This is a genomic window from Micromonospora sp. MH99, assembly GCF_021442385.1.
GTDB lineage: Bacteria > Actinomycetota > Actinomycetes > Mycobacteriales > Micromonosporaceae > Micromonospora.
Genome location: NZ_MUZA01000024.1, coordinates 39,334 through 54,450, shown reverse-complemented (window position 1 = coordinate 54,450; position 15,117 = coordinate 39,334). Strand labels below are relative to the sequence as shown.

The following is a 15,117-nucleotide window of genomic DNA, read 5'->3' as shown; positions in this document are numbered from 1 at the left end:
GTACCTCAACTCCCTTCCCGACCACCAACGCCCGAAACACCCCACGGCGGTAACGACGGGCACCCCGTCGACGACTGTGGGACGAAAGGCCGCCGACCTGCGGCGCAGCTCGGTCCCGGCGCAGGTTTGTCCCGAGGGCCGCTGGGGACCCGGGGAGGCATGGCAGGAGCAGCAGCGGAACAGCGCCGGCTCGCCACCGTCGTGGAGAGCTGGCTCGGGCGCCCGGTCCTGATCATCGGCGACGCCATGCTGGACGAGTGGCGGTTCGCCGACTCCGACCGGCTCTGCCGGGAGGCGCCCGCCCCGGTCCTCACCCTCCGTCGACGAATCTCCGCCGCCGGTGGGGCCGCGAACACCGCGGTCAACGTCGCCACCCTCGGCGGTCGGGCCGTGCTGGTGGCACCGGTCGGCGCCGACGTGGCCGGCGACGAACTGCACGACTGTCTGGACCGGGCCGGCGTCTGGGACCGTACGGTCAACCAGCCCGGTCGGCCCACCCCCGTGAAGCGGCGGATGCTCGCCGGCAACCAGATCCTGCTCCGGGAGGACTCCGGCGACGCGGACGACGCGCTCGACCCGGAGGGGGTGGACCGGCTGCTCACGGCGCTGGACTGCGCCACCGAGGAACTGCGCGCCGCCGCCGGCGGAGAGGCGCCGACCCTGGTGGTCTGCGACTACGGCCTGGGCGCGCTGCCCGCGCCGGTCCGCGCGTGGCTGGTCGAGCAGCGCGAGCGGTACGCCACTGTCGCGCTGGACGCCCACGACCTCGCCGACTGGCGAGGGCTCGCGCCGACTGTGGTCACCCCCAGCTTCGCCGAGGCGACCCGGTTGCTGGCCCGTGCCGGTGGCGCGAACCGCTCGACCGCCGGCACCGACCTGCACCTGGAACACCCCGACAACGATCCGGCCGACGGGCCGTCCGAGCTGAGCGTCGGCGCCGCCCCGGGCGGGGCCCGCGCCGACGACCGGCCCGGCCCGGTCGGCGAGCCCACCCCGAGCGAGGGGCGGGTGGCCCTCACCGGCGACGGGCTCAGCGTCACCGGCACCGGCGTCACCGTGAACACCGAGGCCGGAGCGGGCGTGGACCGGGCCGTACTGGCCGAGTCGCGCCTCGCCGAGCTGCGCGCGCACACCGGCGCGGACGTGGTCGCGGTGACCCTGGACACCGACGGCGCGGTGGTCGGCGGCGCGGACGGGGAACGGCGGCGCAGCCACAGCACCCCGGTCCCCGCGAGCCATGCGGTGGGTGCGGGAGACGCGTACCTGGCGGCGATGACGCTGGCCCTGGCCGCCGACGCGCCGCTGCCCACCGCCGCGCAACTCGCCCAGCTCGCCGCCACGATCACCGTGTCGGACACCGGCACCTGCGTGTGCCTGCGCAACGACCTGCTCGCCGCCCTCGACATGCCACCGGAGACCGCCGGGCACCCGGCGGTGGTCGGCACCGACGAGTTGGACGCGATCGTCGCCGAGCACCGCGAGGCGGGTCGGTCGGTGGTGTTCACCAACGGCTGCTTCGACGTGCTGCACCCCGGGCACGTGCGCTACCTGGAACAGGCCCGCGCCCTGGGCGACCTGCTCATCGTGGCGGTCAACTCGGACGGCAGCGTACGCCGGCTCAAGGGGCCGGACCGGCCGGTCAACCCGGTCGAGGACCGGGGCACCCTGCTGGCCGCGCTCTCCTGCGTGGACCACGTGGTGGTGTTCGAGGAGGACTCGCCCGCCGCGCTCATCGAGGCGGTCCGGCCCGACGTGTACGTCAAGGGCGGCGACTATCCGCCGGAGCTGGTGCCGGAGGCGCCGCTGGTGCGCCGACTCGGCGGTCAGGTGCGCACGCTGGGGTACGTACCGGACCGGTCCACCTCGGCGATCATCGACCGGATCCGGTCACACAGCCAGGACCCGTCGTCGCACGCCACCGACCCGTCGCTGAGCCCGCGCACCCAGGCGTCGTGAACCGACCCCTCGCCCTCGGCGCCCCGGCGGAGTTCCGTGCCGACCGGCTGGTCGACGTGTTGATCCCGACCCGTAACCGGCCCGCCGAACTGGCCGTCACCCTGGCCGGGCTCGCCGCCCAGGGCGGGGTTCCCGGATTCGGCGTGGTGGTCAGCGACCAGTCCGACAACGATCCGGCGTACGCCCATCCCGCCGCGGCCACCATGGTCCGGGCGCTGCGGCACGCGGGCCACCCGGTGCTGTTGACCCGCCGGCTGCCGCGCCGCGGGTTGGCCGAGCACCGCGCCTATCTGCTCGCCGCGTCATCGGCCCGGTACGTGCTCAACCTCGACGACGACGTCTGGCTGGAACCCGGGGCGCTGCACCGGCTGGTCGCCGCGATCGAGGAGCTGGGCTGCGGGTTCGTCGGCAACGGCGTGCACGGCCTGTCCTACACCGAGGACGTACGACCGGACACGCACCGGCACTACGAGGAGTGGGCCGGTCGGCCCGTCCCGGAGCGGATCCGGCCGGGCACCCCCGAGTGGGACCGCGCCCGCATCCACTCGGCGGCCAACCTGCTGCACGTCACCGCCGAGCTGGCACTGCCGCCGGGTGCGTGGCGGGCGTACAAGGTGTCCTGGATCGGCGGGTGCGTGCTCTACGACCGGGCCAAGCTCGTCGACTCCGGGGGCTTCGACTTCTGGCGGCGGGTGCACGAGCGGCACCAGGGCGAGGACGTGGCCGCCCAGCTCGCGGTGCTGGCCCGCCACGGCGGGGCGGGCATCCTGCCCAGCGGCGCCTACCACCTGGAGACCCCCACCACTGTCACCGAGCGGGACGTGGAGGCGTGGGAGGTGGTCCTCGCCGACGAGGACACCCCTCAGCCGGCCTGAGCGTCGCCTACGGGTTAAGCAGTTCGCGGGCCGATTCCAACACCTCGACCACCGGCACGTCGGTGACGAACGAGTCGCGGTGCGGGCACTCGCCGTCCCCCGGCCGGTGCGGATAGATGCCGGGCGTGCAGTCCACGCCGCAGACCGGGCAGTGCACCATCCAGGAGCTGATCGGCCGGTGCCGGCCCCGCAGCGGCGTCGCCGTGTTGATCAGGTTGCCGACCCAGAAGATGCCCACCGTCGACGTGCCCACCGCGGCGGCCAGGTGCAGCGGGCCGGTGTCGTTGGAGACGACCAGCGCGCAACCGGCGTAGCAGCCGGCCAGCCCGCCGAGGCTGAGCGTGCCCACCTGCGGCCGGACCGGCACCCCCGCCGCCGCGACCACCTGGTCCACCACCTCCCGCTCGGAGGGCGTACCGGTCACCAGCACCTCGTACCCGTCGCCGTGCAGCGCACGGGCCACCTCGGCGAACCGCTCGGCCGGCCAGCGACGCCGGGTGTCGGTGGCGCCCGGATGCAGCGCCACCCGAGGGCGGGCCGGCGGGCCGAGCACCCGCTCGGCCTCCGCCCGATCCGCGTCGGTGACCGCGAGCGTCGGCACGATGGTGGTCGCCGGAGCGCCCACCAGGGCCACCGTCTCCAGATAGCGGATCACCTCGTGCTGGTAGTACACGTAACGGATCCACCGGTCCAGCGGCGGCGCGTCGTCGGCGCGCAACCCGACAGTCACGCGGGCGCCGAGGCGGCTGACCAACGGGTTGGAGTTGGCGCCCCCGCCGTGGACCTGCACCGCCAGATCGAAACCCTCGCCGCTGGCCGCCGCCACGAACTCGTCCATCGTGGACGCCGACTCACCGGCCTCCGGCTCCCGGATGCCGGGGCCCGGCGGCACCACCAGCACCCGGTCCACCGGGCCCGGCCGGTCGCGCCAGAGCTTCGCGTGCCACGGCGCCCCGAGCAGCACGATCTCCGCCGAGGGGTACGCGGCGCGCAACGCGTCCAACGCCGGCAGAACGAAGATGAAGTCGCCGAGGGCGTTGGCACGCAGCACCGCGATCCGGCGCACGTCTTCGACTCGCCCGGCCGTCGGGCCGAGCAGGGACGGGGTGACCACGTGGCGCGCTACGACCGGTCGATCTCGCCGACGGTGTCCGGGTGGTGCAGCTCCCGGTCCGCGGCGGGATCGGCCGGCATCGGCGTACCAGCGGAGGGGCCGGCCGAGCGCGGCCCGGTGCGGCCGACGGTGATGGTGCGCGCGGTGGGCCGCGCCGCCCGCGGCAGGCGGACGCGCAGCAGCCCGTGGTCCATGACCGCGTCGATGCCGTCCGGGTCGACCCGGGACGGCAGGTCGATGCGGTACTCGAAACCGCGCGTCTCGAAGCCACCGGGAATGCCCTGCTCGGCGTTGACCTCCGCCTCGGAGCGGGCCCGCACGCACAGCTCGCGGTCGTCCAACTCGACGGCCACCTCCTCGGGCGCGACGCCCGGCAGCCGGACGACGACCTGCCAGCCGTCCGACGTCTCGGTCAGTTCGACGTCGGACGACCCGGCCCGACCGCCGACCAGTCTGCTCAGCTCGGCGCGCAGCGACTGCAACTCGCCCATCGGGTCCCAGCCCTGTTGCCGGCCACGCCACCCCCGGCCGAAACCGCCGGGCTGCTGCTGCTCGCTCATCGCACGTCTCCGATCCGGTGGGTGGTGGGCCGCAGTGAGCTGGGCGCATCCAGACCGGCGTCGCGGTCGACGCCCACACCGAGCCGGTCGACCAGCTCGCCACCGAGCCAGGCGCTGATGCCGAGGATCGCCACCGCGACCACCTCGATGGCGATCAGCGCGCCACCGGCGGCCCGCGAATCGGCGTTGAGCCGGACCGCCCACACGGCGGCGAAGAGCAGGATCACCGCGAGGTTGGCGCCCGCGTGCAGCAGACCCACCCGCTTCGCGCGGGTGCCGGTCGGGATCGCCAGCAGGTCGAACGAGCCGGCCGCCGCGGCCAGCAGGCCGCCGATCAGGCCGACGGTGATGTTCCAGTACGCGACCTCGCCGAGGAAGTCGGGCCCGCCGACCGTGTCGATGATGTCGAAGAGCACCGCGGTGACCAGCAGCGCGACCGGGAACATGACCAGCATCGGATGGACTGGATGACCCAGTACCTTGAGTCGGCTCTCCATCTCCCGGCCTCCACTGGTCGGCTTTCCTGCGGACGGTATGAGCGGCGGGCGTGTCGGGTGAGGCCGTACCCCGGGCGACCGGGGGCAAACCTCGCGCTGGCCACGCGGGCCTAGGCTGGCGACGGTGGCGCCGCCACCCGGGTCAACGGCTGGGGGAGGATCGCGTGACGGTGGAGATCACCTCGCACGAGGAACTACGTGAGCTGCTCGGGACGCCGGGTGTGCGCGCCGCCACCAAGGACCGTGCCCGCCTGCACGAGCGGGACCGGCAGTGGCTCGCCGCGTCGCCGTTCTGCCTGGTGGCGACGGCGGGCGCGGACGGCACCTGCGACGTCTCGCCCAAGGGCGACCCGGCCGGGTTCGCGCTGGTGCTGGACGACACGACAATCGCGCTGCCGGAGCGGCCGGGTAACAAGCGGGCCGACGGCTACCGCAACATCCTGGACAACCCGCACGTCGGGCTGCTCTTTCTGATCCCCGGTCGCACCGACACGCTGCGCATCAACGGGCGGGCCCGACTGGTACGCGACGCGCCCTGGTTCGACGACATGGTCGTCAAGGGGCACCGGCCGGTGCTCGCCGTGGTGGTGGAGATCGAGCAGATCTTCTACCACTGCGCGAAGGCGTTCCTGCGGTCCGCGCTGTGGCAGCCGGAGACCTGGCAGCCCGACGTGCTGCCGACCCGCGCACGCCTGATCAAGGAGGTCGAGGCGCCGCCCGAGAGCCTGGAGGACCTGGAGAGGCACTACGGCCCGGAGTACGCCAAGAAGATCTACAACTGACGCGGACACCCGGGCAGCATGCCCTCCCGGGCTGCCACCCGCGCGCTGACGCTGACGGCCGTCGTGCCGTCAGGTCGACCAGCCAACGGGTTGCCGAACGACTCCCGGGAGATGCCGGAGCCGGTCTGCGGCCAACGCCAACCGCCAACCCGCGCGCGCCCGCTCGACGATGGCGTTCCGCGCGGGCCTACGAGGGAGAATGTGCGGTGCCTTGACGCGTGGCAACAGCCCGCCGGTGGGCCGCGCTGCCCTCGCGATAGAACAGGTAGCCGCCGTGGTCCAGAACATCGCCCTCGAAACGGCCATCGGCGGTGAAGCCGCTGTCATCCCAATAGTCGATGTGGTCGCCAGTCACCTCGTACCGGCCGGTGTAGGCACTGTCCCGACGGCCACGCGCCTCGTCGTATCGACCGTTGGCCAGCAACTCCTGCCGGATGTGGTTGTCGGCGGTCACCCACATCCCGACGTACGGGTGGGTGGCCTTGCTTTGATCAATGCCGGACATGTCAGCCTCGCTGCCGGGTCGGACGGATGATGATTTCGTTGACGTCGACGTCCGCAGGCTGATCGATGGCGAACGAGATGGCCCGGGCGATGGCATCCGGCGAAATCGAGTTCCTGCGGTACTCCCTCATCGCCTCACGGGCGGCCGGGTCGCTGATCGTCTCGGCCAGCTCGGATTCGACGACGCCGGGGGTGATCGTGGTGACTCGCAGGCTCGGGTCAGCCTCCAGACGCAGACCCTCGGTGATCGCCCAGGCCGCGAACTTCGTCGCCGAGTACACCGCGGAGGTCGGCACCACCTCGTGGGCGCCGACGGAGGCGACGGTGATCAGATGGCCGTTGCCCTGCCGCTGGAAGACCGGCAGGACAGCGGCGAGTCCGTGCAGCAGGCCACGTACGTTGACATCCAGCATCCGGTCCCACTCATCCACCAGCAGGGCGTCGAGCCGGGACAACGGCATCAGGCCCGCGTTGTTGACGATCACGTCGACCCGCCCGAACTCGGCGACCGCACTGTCGACGAACGCCGCGACATCGCTGCGGTCTGTCACGTCGAGCCGGCGTACCCGGATGTTGTCGTGGAGTTCGGCGAGCACTGCGAGCCGATCTTGCCGCCGGGCGCCCGCGACCACGTCATGCCCCTCGCCGGCCAAGCGCAGTGCTACCGCCTCGCCGATTCCGCTGCTCGCGCCGGTCACCAGAACGACCTTGCTTGTGGATTCCATAAATCCACCTTCCGGCGTCCGGCGGCCGTCAACCAGGGTGCGTCACACCCCGGCTTACCGTCCTGGCCTGCGGCGATCCGCGGTTATCTTGGGTGCATGGACGGCACCAATCCACTCGGCGACTTTCTGCGTGCCCGGCGTGAAATGACAAGCCCGGGAGAGGCCGGAATCAGCTACTCGGGCCGGCGCCGGACGCCGGGCCTGCGGCGGGAGGAAGTCGCCCAGCTGTCCGGGGTCAGCACCGACTACTACACCCGCTTTGAGCAGGGGCGGGAACAGCGCCCGTCCGACCAGGTGCTGGACGCCCTGGCCCGCACCCTGGGACTCGATCACGAGGAGACGGCGCACCTGCACCTGCTGACCAGGGCCAGCCGCGGTCCCGTCCGCAGGGGGCACCGCGAGACCGTCCGGCCGAGCCTGCTGCGCCTGATGGACGGCTGGCTGCACACCCCCGCGCTGATCATCGACCGCAGGATGGACGTGTTGGCCGGCAACCGGCTGGGCCGTGCCCTGTTCGCCAAGGTTTTCGAGGCCGGCGAGCCCAATCTCGTCCGGTTCGTCTTTCTCAACCCCGAGGCTCCTTCCTTCTACCCCCACTGGGGTCAGGTCGCGCAGTCCAGCCTCGGCGCCCTGCGCGCCGCCGCCGGCGACCTGCTGAACGACGCCCGACTCACCGATCTCGTCGGGGAGCTTTCCCTGAAGAGTCCGGAGTTCCGCCGTCTGTGGGCTCGTCACGACGTACGGGGAAAGACTCACGATGCGAAGTTGTTCAACCATCACGAGGTCGGCGAGTTGACCCTCAACTACGATTCCCTCACTGTCGACGGCGCAGCGGGCCAGCAGCTGATCATCTATCAGGCCGAGGCCGGCAGCCGCTCGGCGCAGGCCCTGGCGCTGCTGGGAACGGTGGCCGCCGAACTGCCCGCACCATCACCAGCGGCAGTGGAGTGACCTCGGAAACGGCGAAGCCCAGGTCGGTGACCTGGGCTCGTGCGTCGCGTAATGCCTCACCGTGCTTCCTGGTCGGTCGTCAAGGGGCACCGGTCAGGCCGCTGGCGTCACCAGGCAGAGGACATGGCCGTCCGGATCGGTGAGCACCGACTGTCGTTCGCCCCAGGGCTGATCAGCTGGCGCGTCAACGACCTGGGCACCCGCCTCCACCGCCGCAGCGGTCGCCGCGTCGACGTCCGAGACGAGGAAGCTCACCGCGACGCCGGCCAAGCCGGGCGTGGGTGGGCGTTCGTGCAGCAGAAGCTCGACCCCGGAACCCGGAACGGCCAGGGCCACCATCTCGCCGGCGCCGTACTTCTCGGTCAGCCCCAACGCATCCCGGTAGAGCGCCAGCGCGCGCTCCCGATCCGCCACCGACACGATGATCCGCCGCAGTCCCCGTACCGTCACCAGGTCACCCTAACGGCGCAGGCTCGCCGCGGCGTTCCCGGCGAGCTGTGGCCTCACGGGTTGAGGTTCATCGTCGCGCAGGGGGTCCAGTCACCGACCGGGTAGCCGGGCCGACGGCCGACCAGCCCACACGGCAGCGGCACCAGCGGGACACCCAACCGGGGGGCGATCGTGTTGTAGGCCAGCCTGCCCATCACGTCGTAACCAGCCGGCGTGGGGTGGACTCCACACTGGTCCAGATAGCCTTCGGGGATGGACTGGTAGTCGATCCAGGTTGGTACGCGATCGCCGAACTCGTCGATGACCTTGATGCTTCGATAGATCGCGTCATTGACCCGGGCTTCGCTCGCCGGGAGCCAGGCCGGGCTCGGGCCCGGTGGCGTCGTGCAGCCAGTCGTGCCATGACCGGCGCTGTACTGGACCCAGGCCGGGTACATGACGACGTCCGGGTCCATGTCCAGCGCCGTGTCGAAGAGTGTCCGGTAGGTGCCCTCGAAGGCGGAGAGCTGCGTCTCGGTGGCGGTCGACAGGTTGTTGTTGGTCCCGCAGTTCACCAGGATCAGGTCGGGTCGCTGCGTGCTGACCAAGCCCGCCATCCGCGACGTCCAGTAGTTGCAGGTCGTGCCGCCCAGCGCCGCGACGGCGAAGGTGTGGGGGACGCAGTTCTCGTTGAGCAGTCGCCCCAACTCCGCGCGATAGGCGGCGCTCACGGAGCCGGCCATCGTCGCGCCCTCGGTGATCGAGTCGCCCACGGTCAGGATCTTCATCGTTGGTCGCGTCGGCGCCGGACAGGCGGCGGCTGCGGCCTGGGCGGTTACGGGTGCGCCCGCAGGCACGGGCAGTTCGGCCGCCGCGAGAGCGAGAGCGACGGCACCCCACAACAACACCGGACGAAGGTTCATCGACGCTCCCCCAGCATTGAGCCCGTGGCCTGCTGGAGACTCGTCCGGGGAGCGGACACCATCCACAGGTGGCCGTCCGGGTCGGCGAACACGCCCGAGTATCCCCACGGCTGTGTGGTCGGCGCTGTGACGACCTGGCCGCCGACGGCGCGCACCCGCTCGACGACCGCGTCCGCCTCGGCCTCGGTGGCGGCGCCCAGGCCGAGCAGGCACTCGCTCTGCCCCCGCGGGGCGACTTCGCGTCCGCCGACCACCCAACCGAAGCCGCCGGTCGGGATGAGCATCAGGCGCAGGCCGTCGTTGACCACGAACTGCAACGGCTCCGGGATGCCGTCATCGGCCAGCTCACCCACCGCTTCGAGGCCGAGACCGTCGCGGTAGAAGCGGTACGAGGTCGGGCGATCGGCGATCGGCAGGCTGATGATCAACGGCGCAGCGGGCATGGGCGGCACCTCCACAAATCGAGCGGGAACGGCCACCGGGTCGGACCGCGTTCCCAGTATGGGCAGCGGGACCGACACTCGTAACGCGTCGACAACCGGTGGCGCTGGATGCCGCGAGAGTGGCGTGCCGCCCCGCCCACGCGTGGCACCACCGCCGGCCACCCGACAACGGGGAGCGCGATGCACGCGTTACGACGATTTCTGTCGCTCGGGCTTCCGACGGTGCTGCTGGTGCTGGTCATCGGCGCACCGGCGATGGCGCTCTGAGGGGAAAGGCCCGGCCGGGGCGGTTCACCCGCCGGCCGGACCGACGCGCTGACCGCCCACTCCTCTAGCGTGGCCGCCATGAGTGTCGACGGCTGGTTGGCAGACACCCGCACTTCCTACGACACGGTCGCGGTCAGTTACGCGCACCTGGTCCGCGACTTCCTGGCACAGGCACCCTATGAGCGGGCGGCTCTGGCGTTGTTCGCCGACCACGTACGCGCCGCAGGCGGTGGCCCGGTCGCCGACGTGGGCTGCGGACCGGGTCGCATCACGGCGCACCTGAACGAGCTGGGCATCGCCGCCTTCGGCATCGACCTCTCCCCCGGAATGATCGCGGTGGCCCGCCACGAGCACCCCGACCTGAGATTCGAGGTCGGCTCCATGACCGATCTCGACCTGCCCGACGGCTCGGTGGCCGGCCTGGTCGCCTGGTACTCGCTCATCCACATTCCCGACGAGCGGCTCGGTCAGGTCCTCGCGCACTTCCGGCGGGTGGTGCGCCCCGGAGGCCCGCTGCTGGTCGGCTACCACGTGGGCGACGAGACGACCCTCAAGACCGAGGGGTACGGCGGTCACCCGATGAGGATCCGCGTGCACCGTCGCCGGCCGGCGCAGGTCGCGGCCTGGCTGCGCGACAACGGGTTCGCGGTCGAGGCCGAGATGACAGTCATCTCGCCCGAGAGCAAGCTCGGCGGCATCACCTTCGGTCGACGAGAGCCCTGATCACCCGCGGATCCGGTCGGCGCCGAGCACGCTGAGCAGCGTGCTCTTGCCCGCACCGTTGGGCCCGATCAGTGTCCAGTGCTCCCCGGCGCGGATCGTGACGCTGACATCCACGAGCAGCAGGCGACCCTCCCGCACGACATCGACGTCCCGGGCCTCGATCACCGTGTCGCCCGGGTCGGCGTATCCCGTCATTTCTGCGGCTCGGTGAGGAACACGCCGAGGGCCAGCGCCACCAGGGGGATCAGGCAGATGATGGTGAACACGCCCTGCGGACCCCAGGCTTCCGCCGCCACACCGAGGACGGGCGCGAGGAGGCCGCCGATGCTCACGGCGAGCCCGAGGGTCACGCCCGCCGCCGTGCCGGGCCGCGACGGCAGATAGTCCTGGCCCAGCTTGACCAGCACGGCGAACGGGATGTTCAGGGCGATGCCAGCGAGCACGGCGAAGACGAGCGGCGGGTACTCCCCGGGCGTGAGCCGCAGGCCGACGAGTGCGGGGACGGCGACGATCGCGCCGAACTGCACGGTGCGGACCATCCCGACGCGGTCGGCGATCCGACCCCCCAGCAGAGTCCCGGCCACTCCGCCGATCAGGAAGCACGCCAGCGCCGCCCCGGCGAGACTCTTGCCCGCTCCCAGATGGCGTATCCAGAACAACTCGATGAAGGTGATCGCGCCGAAGAAGGCGACCGACCTGACGGTCTCGATGCAGGTCAGCACCAGGAAGGGGGCCCAGCGGTCCCGGCCGTTGTGCGAGACGGTGCGCGCGGCCGGTCGCCGCAGCCGGTTCCGGTACAGCAGGAACCCCATGAGCACGGCCGGCGGGATGAAGAGCGCGGTCGCTCCGACGCCCATCGCGATCAGTGCGGGAGTGGCAAGCACCGGCGCCAGAAAGAACCCGACACTGCCCCCGGCGGCGAAGATGCTCATCGCTGTCGCGCTGTCGCCCGCCGCCACCCGTGCCGACTTTCCGGCGGCCGGGTGGAACATCGCCACGCCGAATCCCGACACGCAGAGCAGGAGCCAGACCGCCACGTAACTGTCCACGAGACCGGACAGGCCGAGCCCGACTCCGGCGAGCGTTACTCCCGCCCCGGCCAGCCAGTCCAGCCGATAACGGTCGACGGCGACACCGATGAAGGGCTGCGGAACCGAGCTGCCCAGGGTCGCGGCGAGCGTGAGCCCACCCGCGGCGACGTAGCTGTAATGGCGGTCCAGTACGAAATACGGGACGCAGGCCGGCACCAGACCCTGGTAAAGGTCGTCGACCGCGTGGGCCGCGCCCCACAGTCGCATCCGCCGCCACGCCGACGGTTGCCTGTCCAGCTCCTCGGCCAGTGCCCGCACCGACTGGGGGTTGGCCCGGTTCGCTCGGCTGCTTGTCTCCGCCACCATCAGCTCTCTCGTTGCGGGTGTCGGAGGAAGAATGCCCGAGCGTCCCAGTTGCCGGCTATCGATATCCTGCCGACTTATGTCGCCAAGCAGCCAAGATGTGGACGGGCCCGCCCGGGTACCCCTGGCCGACCGTGACCGGATCGACTGGCACCACCATGCACGCCACCAGCTTGTCTGCCCCCGCAACGGAGTGCTGGCCGTGTCGACGCCGACGGGAATGTGGACGGTGCCACCGGACCGGGCGGTGTGGATTCCGGCCGGGGTCGCCCACGCCCATCGGGCGTACGGGCCCACCGACATGCGCGCGATCATGTTCGATCGCCCACTGAATCCGATGGGCGTGGATCAACCGACCGCCCTGGCCGTCTCGCCGCTGCTGCGCGAGGTGATCGTCAGCCTCACCGACGGCGAGGAGCTGACCGACGACGAACGGGACAACCTCGAACGCGTGGCGCTCGACCAGCTACGACGCGCGACCACATTGCGCCTTCGCCTGCCGTACCCGGCCGATTCCCGGCTGCGGGATCTTGCCGAGATCCTGCTCGAGGACCCCACCGACCGTCGCACCCTCGGCGAGCTGGGCACTGCCGTGGGAGCCGGCGCGCGTACCCTCAGCCGGCTGTTCCGGGAGCAGACCGGGATGTCGTTCCCGCACTGGCGGACGCAGCTGCGGTTGCATCACTCGCTCACGTTGATCGCCGTGGGCGAATCGGTGACCACGACCGCCGCGGCCAGTGGTTACAGCGGCCCCAGCGCCTTCATTCAGGCGTTCCGGGCCTACTTCGGGATGACGCCGGGCGAGTACTGCCGGAGCCGGCAGGGGCGCGATTCTTCTCCGACGGGCGCTACGCAGCACCGGTGGCGAAACTCCGTGGACCAGCACCGGCCATGATCGGCAAACTGCCGGGATGGAACCGACCCAGACGGCGCTCATCGTGCCGATACCCGAGGCCGAGGAAGCGGTGGGCCGGTTTCGGGAATCCCTCGACCCCGCTGCCTCCTGGGGCGTGCCGGCACACGTGACAGTCCTCTACCCGTTCCTGCCTCCGCAGCAGATCAGCGACCAGGTCCTGGCAGTACTGCGCAAGGCCATTGCCGGCATACCGCGGTTCGACGTTGCGCTGACTCACATCGGCTGGTTCGGCGACACGGTCGTATGGCTCGCACCGCAGCCCGACCGTCCGTTCCGGAACCTCACCACAGCGGTGTGGCAGCGGTTTCCCGAGACCGCCCCCTATGCCGGGGCGCACACCGAGGTGGTGCCGCACCTGACCATCGGTAGCGACGCCCCCGAGCCCACCCTGAGCCACGCCGCCGAGACGGTCTCCGCGCAGCTGCCGATCAACGCGGCCGTCGACATGGTGCGACTCATCGCCGGAACGCCGGGCCTGAGCCCATGGCGTACCGTCTGCGAGTTTCCGCTGGGGGCGGATCGCTGAGTACGTTCGGCAGTCCTCCGCGTACCGGGCCAGCCCCTCTGTCAGAGGCGCTACCGCAGGCGTCCCCGGTGGGTCGGCACCTGCGCTACCAGCAGGCCCGGGTGCGGAGTCTGGCGTCCGGTCTGAGTCGGTGCCAGCCTGGGGGCGTGCGGTACGACCCTCAACGGCACGTCTGGGCGGCGCTCTCCATCACCGACGTCTGCTCGCTGCTCGGCCGCTGTCCGGCCCGCTGGTGGCTCTCCGGTGGATGGGCCATCGACCACTGGTTGGGCGCGGTCAGCCGCCAGCACGGCGACATCGACGTCAGCACCCTCCGGCCGGGGCTCCCGGCCCTGCTCGGCAGCATGCCCGCCCAGCTGCGGCCGATCGCGGCCATGAGCGGGCGTCTTCTCCCGTTGCGGGAGCACCTCGACGACCCCGAGCTGCGCAACATCTGGATACACGACGAGAACCGCGATCGTTTCGTCCTTCAGGTCAACGTGGAGGACGGCGACGAGTCGGTCTGGCGGTACCGCAGAGATCCACGGATCAGGCTTGGGTGGAGTTCGGCCGTCGCGACTGTCCGTGGCGTACCGACCGGAACGCTGGCCACTCAACTCCTGTGGAAGGCGCGAGACCCACGCCCGCAGGACGAGCATGACCTGAGCATCGCCGACCGCCTGTTACTCCCCGAGCAACGCCGGTGGTTGCGGATGGCGATCCGTACCGCACACCCGCACTCGCCGTGGGCCAACGACCCCCCGGCGCGCGGCTGATGTCGGCGCGGAACTGAGACCCGGTTCGAGCGGAGCTGCCTGACGGAATCGAATGACCTTCAGGGCCGACCCGCGCCGATGCTCGTGCTGCCGCACCGCCCGACGTCTGTTCGTTCAACTCCGCGCGAGTCGACTGGTGTCTCAGTGCGGGGATTCGCCGGACCGCAGTCCGTCGACGAGGAGCGCGACCATGCGCCGCCCGTAGTCGGGTTCCTCGTCCGGCATGGGCGCACACAGCTTCGCAACGGCGTACAGCAGATCCTGGGCACCGACCCGGGCCCGGACCTCGCCGCTGGCCGTCGCGGCGTCGAGCAGGGACTCGAGGGCCGGTCCCAGCTTCTGCATGAGATATCCGGGCAGGCCGTCGAACGCCGGATCGCCGGAGTGCAGGGCTGCGGCAAATCCGCGTTTGGTCGCGACGAACGCGGTGAACCGGTCGAGCCACTTCGCGAGGGCGACCCCCGGCTCGTGCGCGGCGGCCAGAGCCGGGGCCGCATCGGCGCAGGCGTCGATCTCGCGCTCGATGACGGCCTTGATCAGGTCCGAGCGCTGCGGGAAGTGCCGGTAGAGCGTGCCGACGCCGACGCCGGCCAGATCGGTGATCTCTTTGGCGGGGGCGTCGACGCCGGCGGTGCTGAAGACCGTCTTCGCCGCTTCGAGCAGGGACTCGATGTTGCGGCGCGCGTCGGTGCGCAGCCGGCGCGGGGCGCGATCGCGAACACCGAAATCTGCCGTGTTGTCGGACATGGCTGCGCCTCCCTTGCTGTTCCGGAAAGG

General features: G+C 71.3%; 20 protein-coding genes. 9 read left to right on the top strand and 11 right to left on the bottom strand.

The window, feature by feature from the left end; translation table 11 throughout:
• Window positions 1–159 precede the first annotated feature (159 nt).
• Window positions 160–1,956 (top strand): D-glycero-beta-D-manno-heptose 1-phosphate adenylyltransferase, encoded by a 1,797-nt coding sequence (gene rfaE2 / locus B0E54_RS15195; RefSeq protein WP_234584179.1) that lies wholly within the window; start codon window positions 160–162, stop codon window positions 1,954–1,956.
• The gene (locus B0E54_RS15190; protein WP_234584178.1) at window positions 1,953–2,831 is read left to right on the top strand and encodes a glycosyltransferase family 2 protein; all 879 of its coding nucleotides are present in this window, start codon (window positions 1,953–1,955) and stop codon (window positions 2,829–2,831) included. Before rfaE2 ends, B0E54_RS15190 begins: the two co-directional genes overlap by 4 nt.
• A gap of 7 nt (window positions 2,832–2,838) precedes the next feature.
• On the opposite strand, the gene B0E54_RS15185 is transcribed toward B0E54_RS15190, so the two are convergent.
• The 3 genes from B0E54_RS15185 to B0E54_RS15175 are packed head-to-tail and all read right to left on the bottom strand — an operon-like array spanning window position 2,839 to window position 5,002.
• On the bottom strand, window positions 2,839–3,945 hold the full coding sequence (locus B0E54_RS15185; RefSeq protein WP_234584177.1) for a glycosyltransferase family 9 protein: 1,107 nt from the start codon (window positions 3,943–3,945) through the stop codon (window positions 2,839–2,841).
• Between the two features lie 8 nt (window positions 3,946–3,953).
• A complete protein-coding gene (locus B0E54_RS15180; RefSeq protein ID WP_234584176.1) occupies window positions 3,954–4,505 on the bottom strand; it encodes an Hsp20/alpha crystallin family protein in 552 nt (183 codons plus the stop codon).
• Window positions 4,502–5,002: a DUF2231 domain-containing protein gene (locus tag B0E54_RS15175; protein WP_234584175.1), complete on the bottom strand. Its 501-nt coding sequence runs from the start codon at window positions 5,000–5,002 to the stop codon at window positions 4,502–4,504. Before B0E54_RS15175 ends, B0E54_RS15180 begins: the two co-directional genes overlap by 4 nt.
• A gap of 164 nt (window positions 5,003–5,166) precedes the next feature.
• Here B0E54_RS15175 and B0E54_RS15170 point away from each other — a divergent pair, with 164 nt between their 5' ends.
• Window positions 5,167–5,784, top strand: a complete 618-nt coding sequence (locus tag B0E54_RS15170; RefSeq protein ID WP_234584174.1) for a pyridoxamine 5'-phosphate oxidase family protein — start codon at window positions 5,167–5,169, stop codon at window positions 5,782–5,784.
• Between the two features lie 187 nt (window positions 5,785–5,971).
• On the opposite strand, the gene B0E54_RS15165 is transcribed toward B0E54_RS15170, so the two are convergent.
• Both B0E54_RS15165 and B0E54_RS15160 read right to left on the bottom strand, forming a co-directional pair.
• On the bottom strand, window positions 5,972–6,289 hold the full coding sequence (locus B0E54_RS15165) for an Atu4866 domain-containing protein (protein ID WP_234584173.1): 318 nt from the start codon (window positions 6,287–6,289) through the stop codon (window positions 5,972–5,974).
• A gap of 1 nt (window position 6,290) precedes the next feature.
• Complete coding sequence (locus B0E54_RS15160; RefSeq protein WP_234584172.1) at window positions 6,291–7,013, bottom strand: SDR family oxidoreductase; 723 nt, start codon at window positions 7,011–7,013, stop codon at window positions 6,291–6,293.
• 96 nt (window positions 7,014–7,109) lie between these two features.
• Here B0E54_RS15160 and B0E54_RS15155 point away from each other — a divergent pair, with 96 nt between their 5' ends.
• Complete coding sequence (locus B0E54_RS15155; RefSeq protein ID WP_234584171.1) at window positions 7,110–7,964, top strand: helix-turn-helix transcriptional regulator; 855 nt, start codon at window positions 7,110–7,112, stop codon at window positions 7,962–7,964.
• Window positions 7,965–8,057: 93 nt separating this feature from the next.
• On the opposite strand, the gene B0E54_RS15150 is transcribed toward B0E54_RS15155, so the two are convergent.
• From B0E54_RS15150 to B0E54_RS15140, 3 genes are read right to left on the bottom strand one after another with little or no spacing between them, the layout of a single operon-like run.
• Window positions 8,058–8,414, bottom strand: a complete 357-nt coding sequence (locus tag B0E54_RS15150) for a VOC family protein (RefSeq protein WP_234584170.1) — start codon at window positions 8,412–8,414, stop codon at window positions 8,058–8,060.
• A gap of 53 nt (window positions 8,415–8,467) precedes the next feature.
• A complete protein-coding gene (locus B0E54_RS15145; RefSeq protein WP_234584169.1) occupies window positions 8,468–9,316 on the bottom strand; it encodes an SGNH/GDSL hydrolase family protein in 849 nt (282 codons plus the stop codon).
• Window positions 9,313–9,759, bottom strand: a complete 447-nt coding sequence (locus B0E54_RS15140) for a VOC family protein (protein WP_234584168.1) — start codon at window positions 9,757–9,759, stop codon at window positions 9,313–9,315. The genes B0E54_RS15145 and B0E54_RS15140 overlap by 4 nt, the downstream gene beginning before the upstream one ends.
• 108 nt (window positions 9,760–9,867) lie before the next feature.
• Between B0E54_RS15140 and B0E54_RS15135 the strand changes: the two genes are divergently transcribed.
• Window positions 9,868–10,026, top strand: a complete 159-nt coding sequence (locus B0E54_RS15135) for a hypothetical protein (RefSeq protein WP_234584167.1) — start codon at window positions 9,868–9,870, stop codon at window positions 10,024–10,026.
• 78 nt (window positions 10,027–10,104) lie between these two features.
• On the top strand, window positions 10,105–10,749 hold the full coding sequence (locus B0E54_RS15130) for a class I SAM-dependent methyltransferase (RefSeq protein WP_234584166.1): 645 nt from the start codon (window positions 10,105–10,107) through the stop codon (window positions 10,747–10,749).
• Here B0E54_RS15130 and B0E54_RS15125 read toward each other — a convergent pair whose 3' ends face one another.
• A complete protein-coding gene (locus B0E54_RS15125) occupies window positions 10,750–10,944 on the bottom strand; it encodes an ATP-binding cassette domain-containing protein (protein ID WP_234584165.1) in 195 nt (64 codons plus the stop codon). It lies immediately after the preceding gene.
• The gene (locus tag B0E54_RS15120; RefSeq protein ID WP_234584164.1) at window positions 10,941–12,146 is read right to left on the bottom strand and encodes an MFS transporter; all 1,206 of its coding nucleotides are present in this window, start codon (window positions 12,144–12,146) and stop codon (window positions 10,941–10,943) included. The genes B0E54_RS15125 and B0E54_RS15120 overlap by 4 nt, the downstream gene beginning before the upstream one ends.
• 76 nt (window positions 12,147–12,222) lie before the next feature.
• Here B0E54_RS15120 and B0E54_RS15115 point away from each other — a divergent pair, with 76 nt between their 5' ends.
• From B0E54_RS15115 to B0E54_RS15105, 3 genes are all read left to right on the top strand, one after another.
• Window positions 12,223–13,038, top strand: a complete 816-nt coding sequence (locus B0E54_RS15115; protein WP_234584163.1) for a helix-turn-helix domain-containing protein — start codon at window positions 12,223–12,225, stop codon at window positions 13,036–13,038.
• Between the two features lie 16 nt (window positions 13,039–13,054).
• Window positions 13,055–13,585: a 2'-5' RNA ligase family protein gene (locus B0E54_RS15110; protein ID WP_234584162.1), complete on the top strand. Its 531-nt coding sequence runs from the start codon at window positions 13,055–13,057 to the stop codon at window positions 13,583–13,585.
• A 146-nt stretch (window positions 13,586–13,731) separates the two neighbouring features.
• The gene (locus B0E54_RS15105) at window positions 13,732–14,340 is read left to right on the top strand and encodes a nucleotidyltransferase domain-containing protein (protein ID WP_234584161.1); all 609 of its coding nucleotides are present in this window, start codon (window positions 13,732–13,734) and stop codon (window positions 14,338–14,340) included.
• 141 nt (window positions 14,341–14,481) lie between these two features.
• On the opposite strand, the gene B0E54_RS15100 is transcribed toward B0E54_RS15105, so the two are convergent.
• Entirely contained in the window at window positions 14,482–15,087 is a 606-nt protein-coding gene (locus tag B0E54_RS15100) for a TetR/AcrR family transcriptional regulator (RefSeq protein ID WP_234584160.1), read from the bottom strand.
• Window positions 15,088–15,117 lie beyond the last annotated feature (30 nt).

Bases quoted from the DNA above. Each gene is read 5' to 3' on its own strand.
- rfaE2 (WP_234584179.1), top strand. From the start codon at position 160: ATGGCAGGAGCAGCAGCGGAACAGCGCCGGCTCGCCACCGTCGTGGAG.
- B0E54_RS15180 (WP_234584176.1), bottom strand. From the start codon at position 4,505: ATGAGCGAGCAGCAGCAGCCCGGCGGTTTCGGCCGGGGGTGGCGTGGC.
- B0E54_RS15175 (WP_234584175.1), bottom strand. From the start codon at position 5,002: ATGGAGAGCCGACTCAAGGTACTGGGTCATCCAGTCCATCCGATGCTG.
- B0E54_RS15165 (WP_234584173.1), bottom strand. From the start codon at position 6,289: ATGTCCGGCATTGATCAAAGCAAGGCCACCCACCCGTACGTCGGGATG.
- B0E54_RS15160 (WP_234584172.1), bottom strand. From the start codon at position 7,013: ATGGAATCCACAAGCAAGGTCGTTCTGGTGACCGGCGCGAGCAGCGGA.
- B0E54_RS15155 (WP_234584171.1), top strand. From the start codon at position 7,110: ATGGACGGCACCAATCCACTCGGCGACTTTCTGCGTGCCCGGCGTGAA.
- B0E54_RS15145 (WP_234584169.1), bottom strand. From the start codon at position 9,316: ATGAACCTTCGTCCGGTGTTGTTGTGGGGTGCCGTCGCTCTCGCTCTC.
- B0E54_RS15140 (WP_234584168.1), bottom strand. From the start codon at position 9,759: ATGCCCGCTGCGCCGTTGATCATCAGCCTGCCGATCGCCGATCGCCCG.
- B0E54_RS15135 (WP_234584167.1), top strand. From the start codon at position 9,868: ATGCCGCGAGAGTGGCGTGCCGCCCCGCCCACGCGTGGCACCACCGCC.
- B0E54_RS15130 (WP_234584166.1), top strand. From the start codon at position 10,105: ATGAGTGTCGACGGCTGGTTGGCAGACACCCGCACTTCCTACGACACG.
- B0E54_RS15125 (WP_234584165.1), bottom strand. From the start codon at position 10,944: ATGACGGGATACGCCGACCCGGGCGACACGGTGATCGAGGCCCGGGAC.
- B0E54_RS15120 (WP_234584164.1), bottom strand. From the start codon at position 12,146: ATGGTGGCGGAGACAAGCAGCCGAGCGAACCGGGCCAACCCCCAGTCG.
- B0E54_RS15115 (WP_234584163.1), top strand. From the start codon at position 12,223: ATGTCGCCAAGCAGCCAAGATGTGGACGGGCCCGCCCGGGTACCCCTG.
- B0E54_RS15110 (WP_234584162.1), top strand. From the start codon at position 13,055: ATGGAACCGACCCAGACGGCGCTCATCGTGCCGATACCCGAGGCCGAG.
- B0E54_RS15100 (WP_234584160.1), bottom strand. From the start codon at position 15,087: ATGTCCGACAACACGGCAGATTTCGGTGTTCGCGATCGCGCCCCGCGC.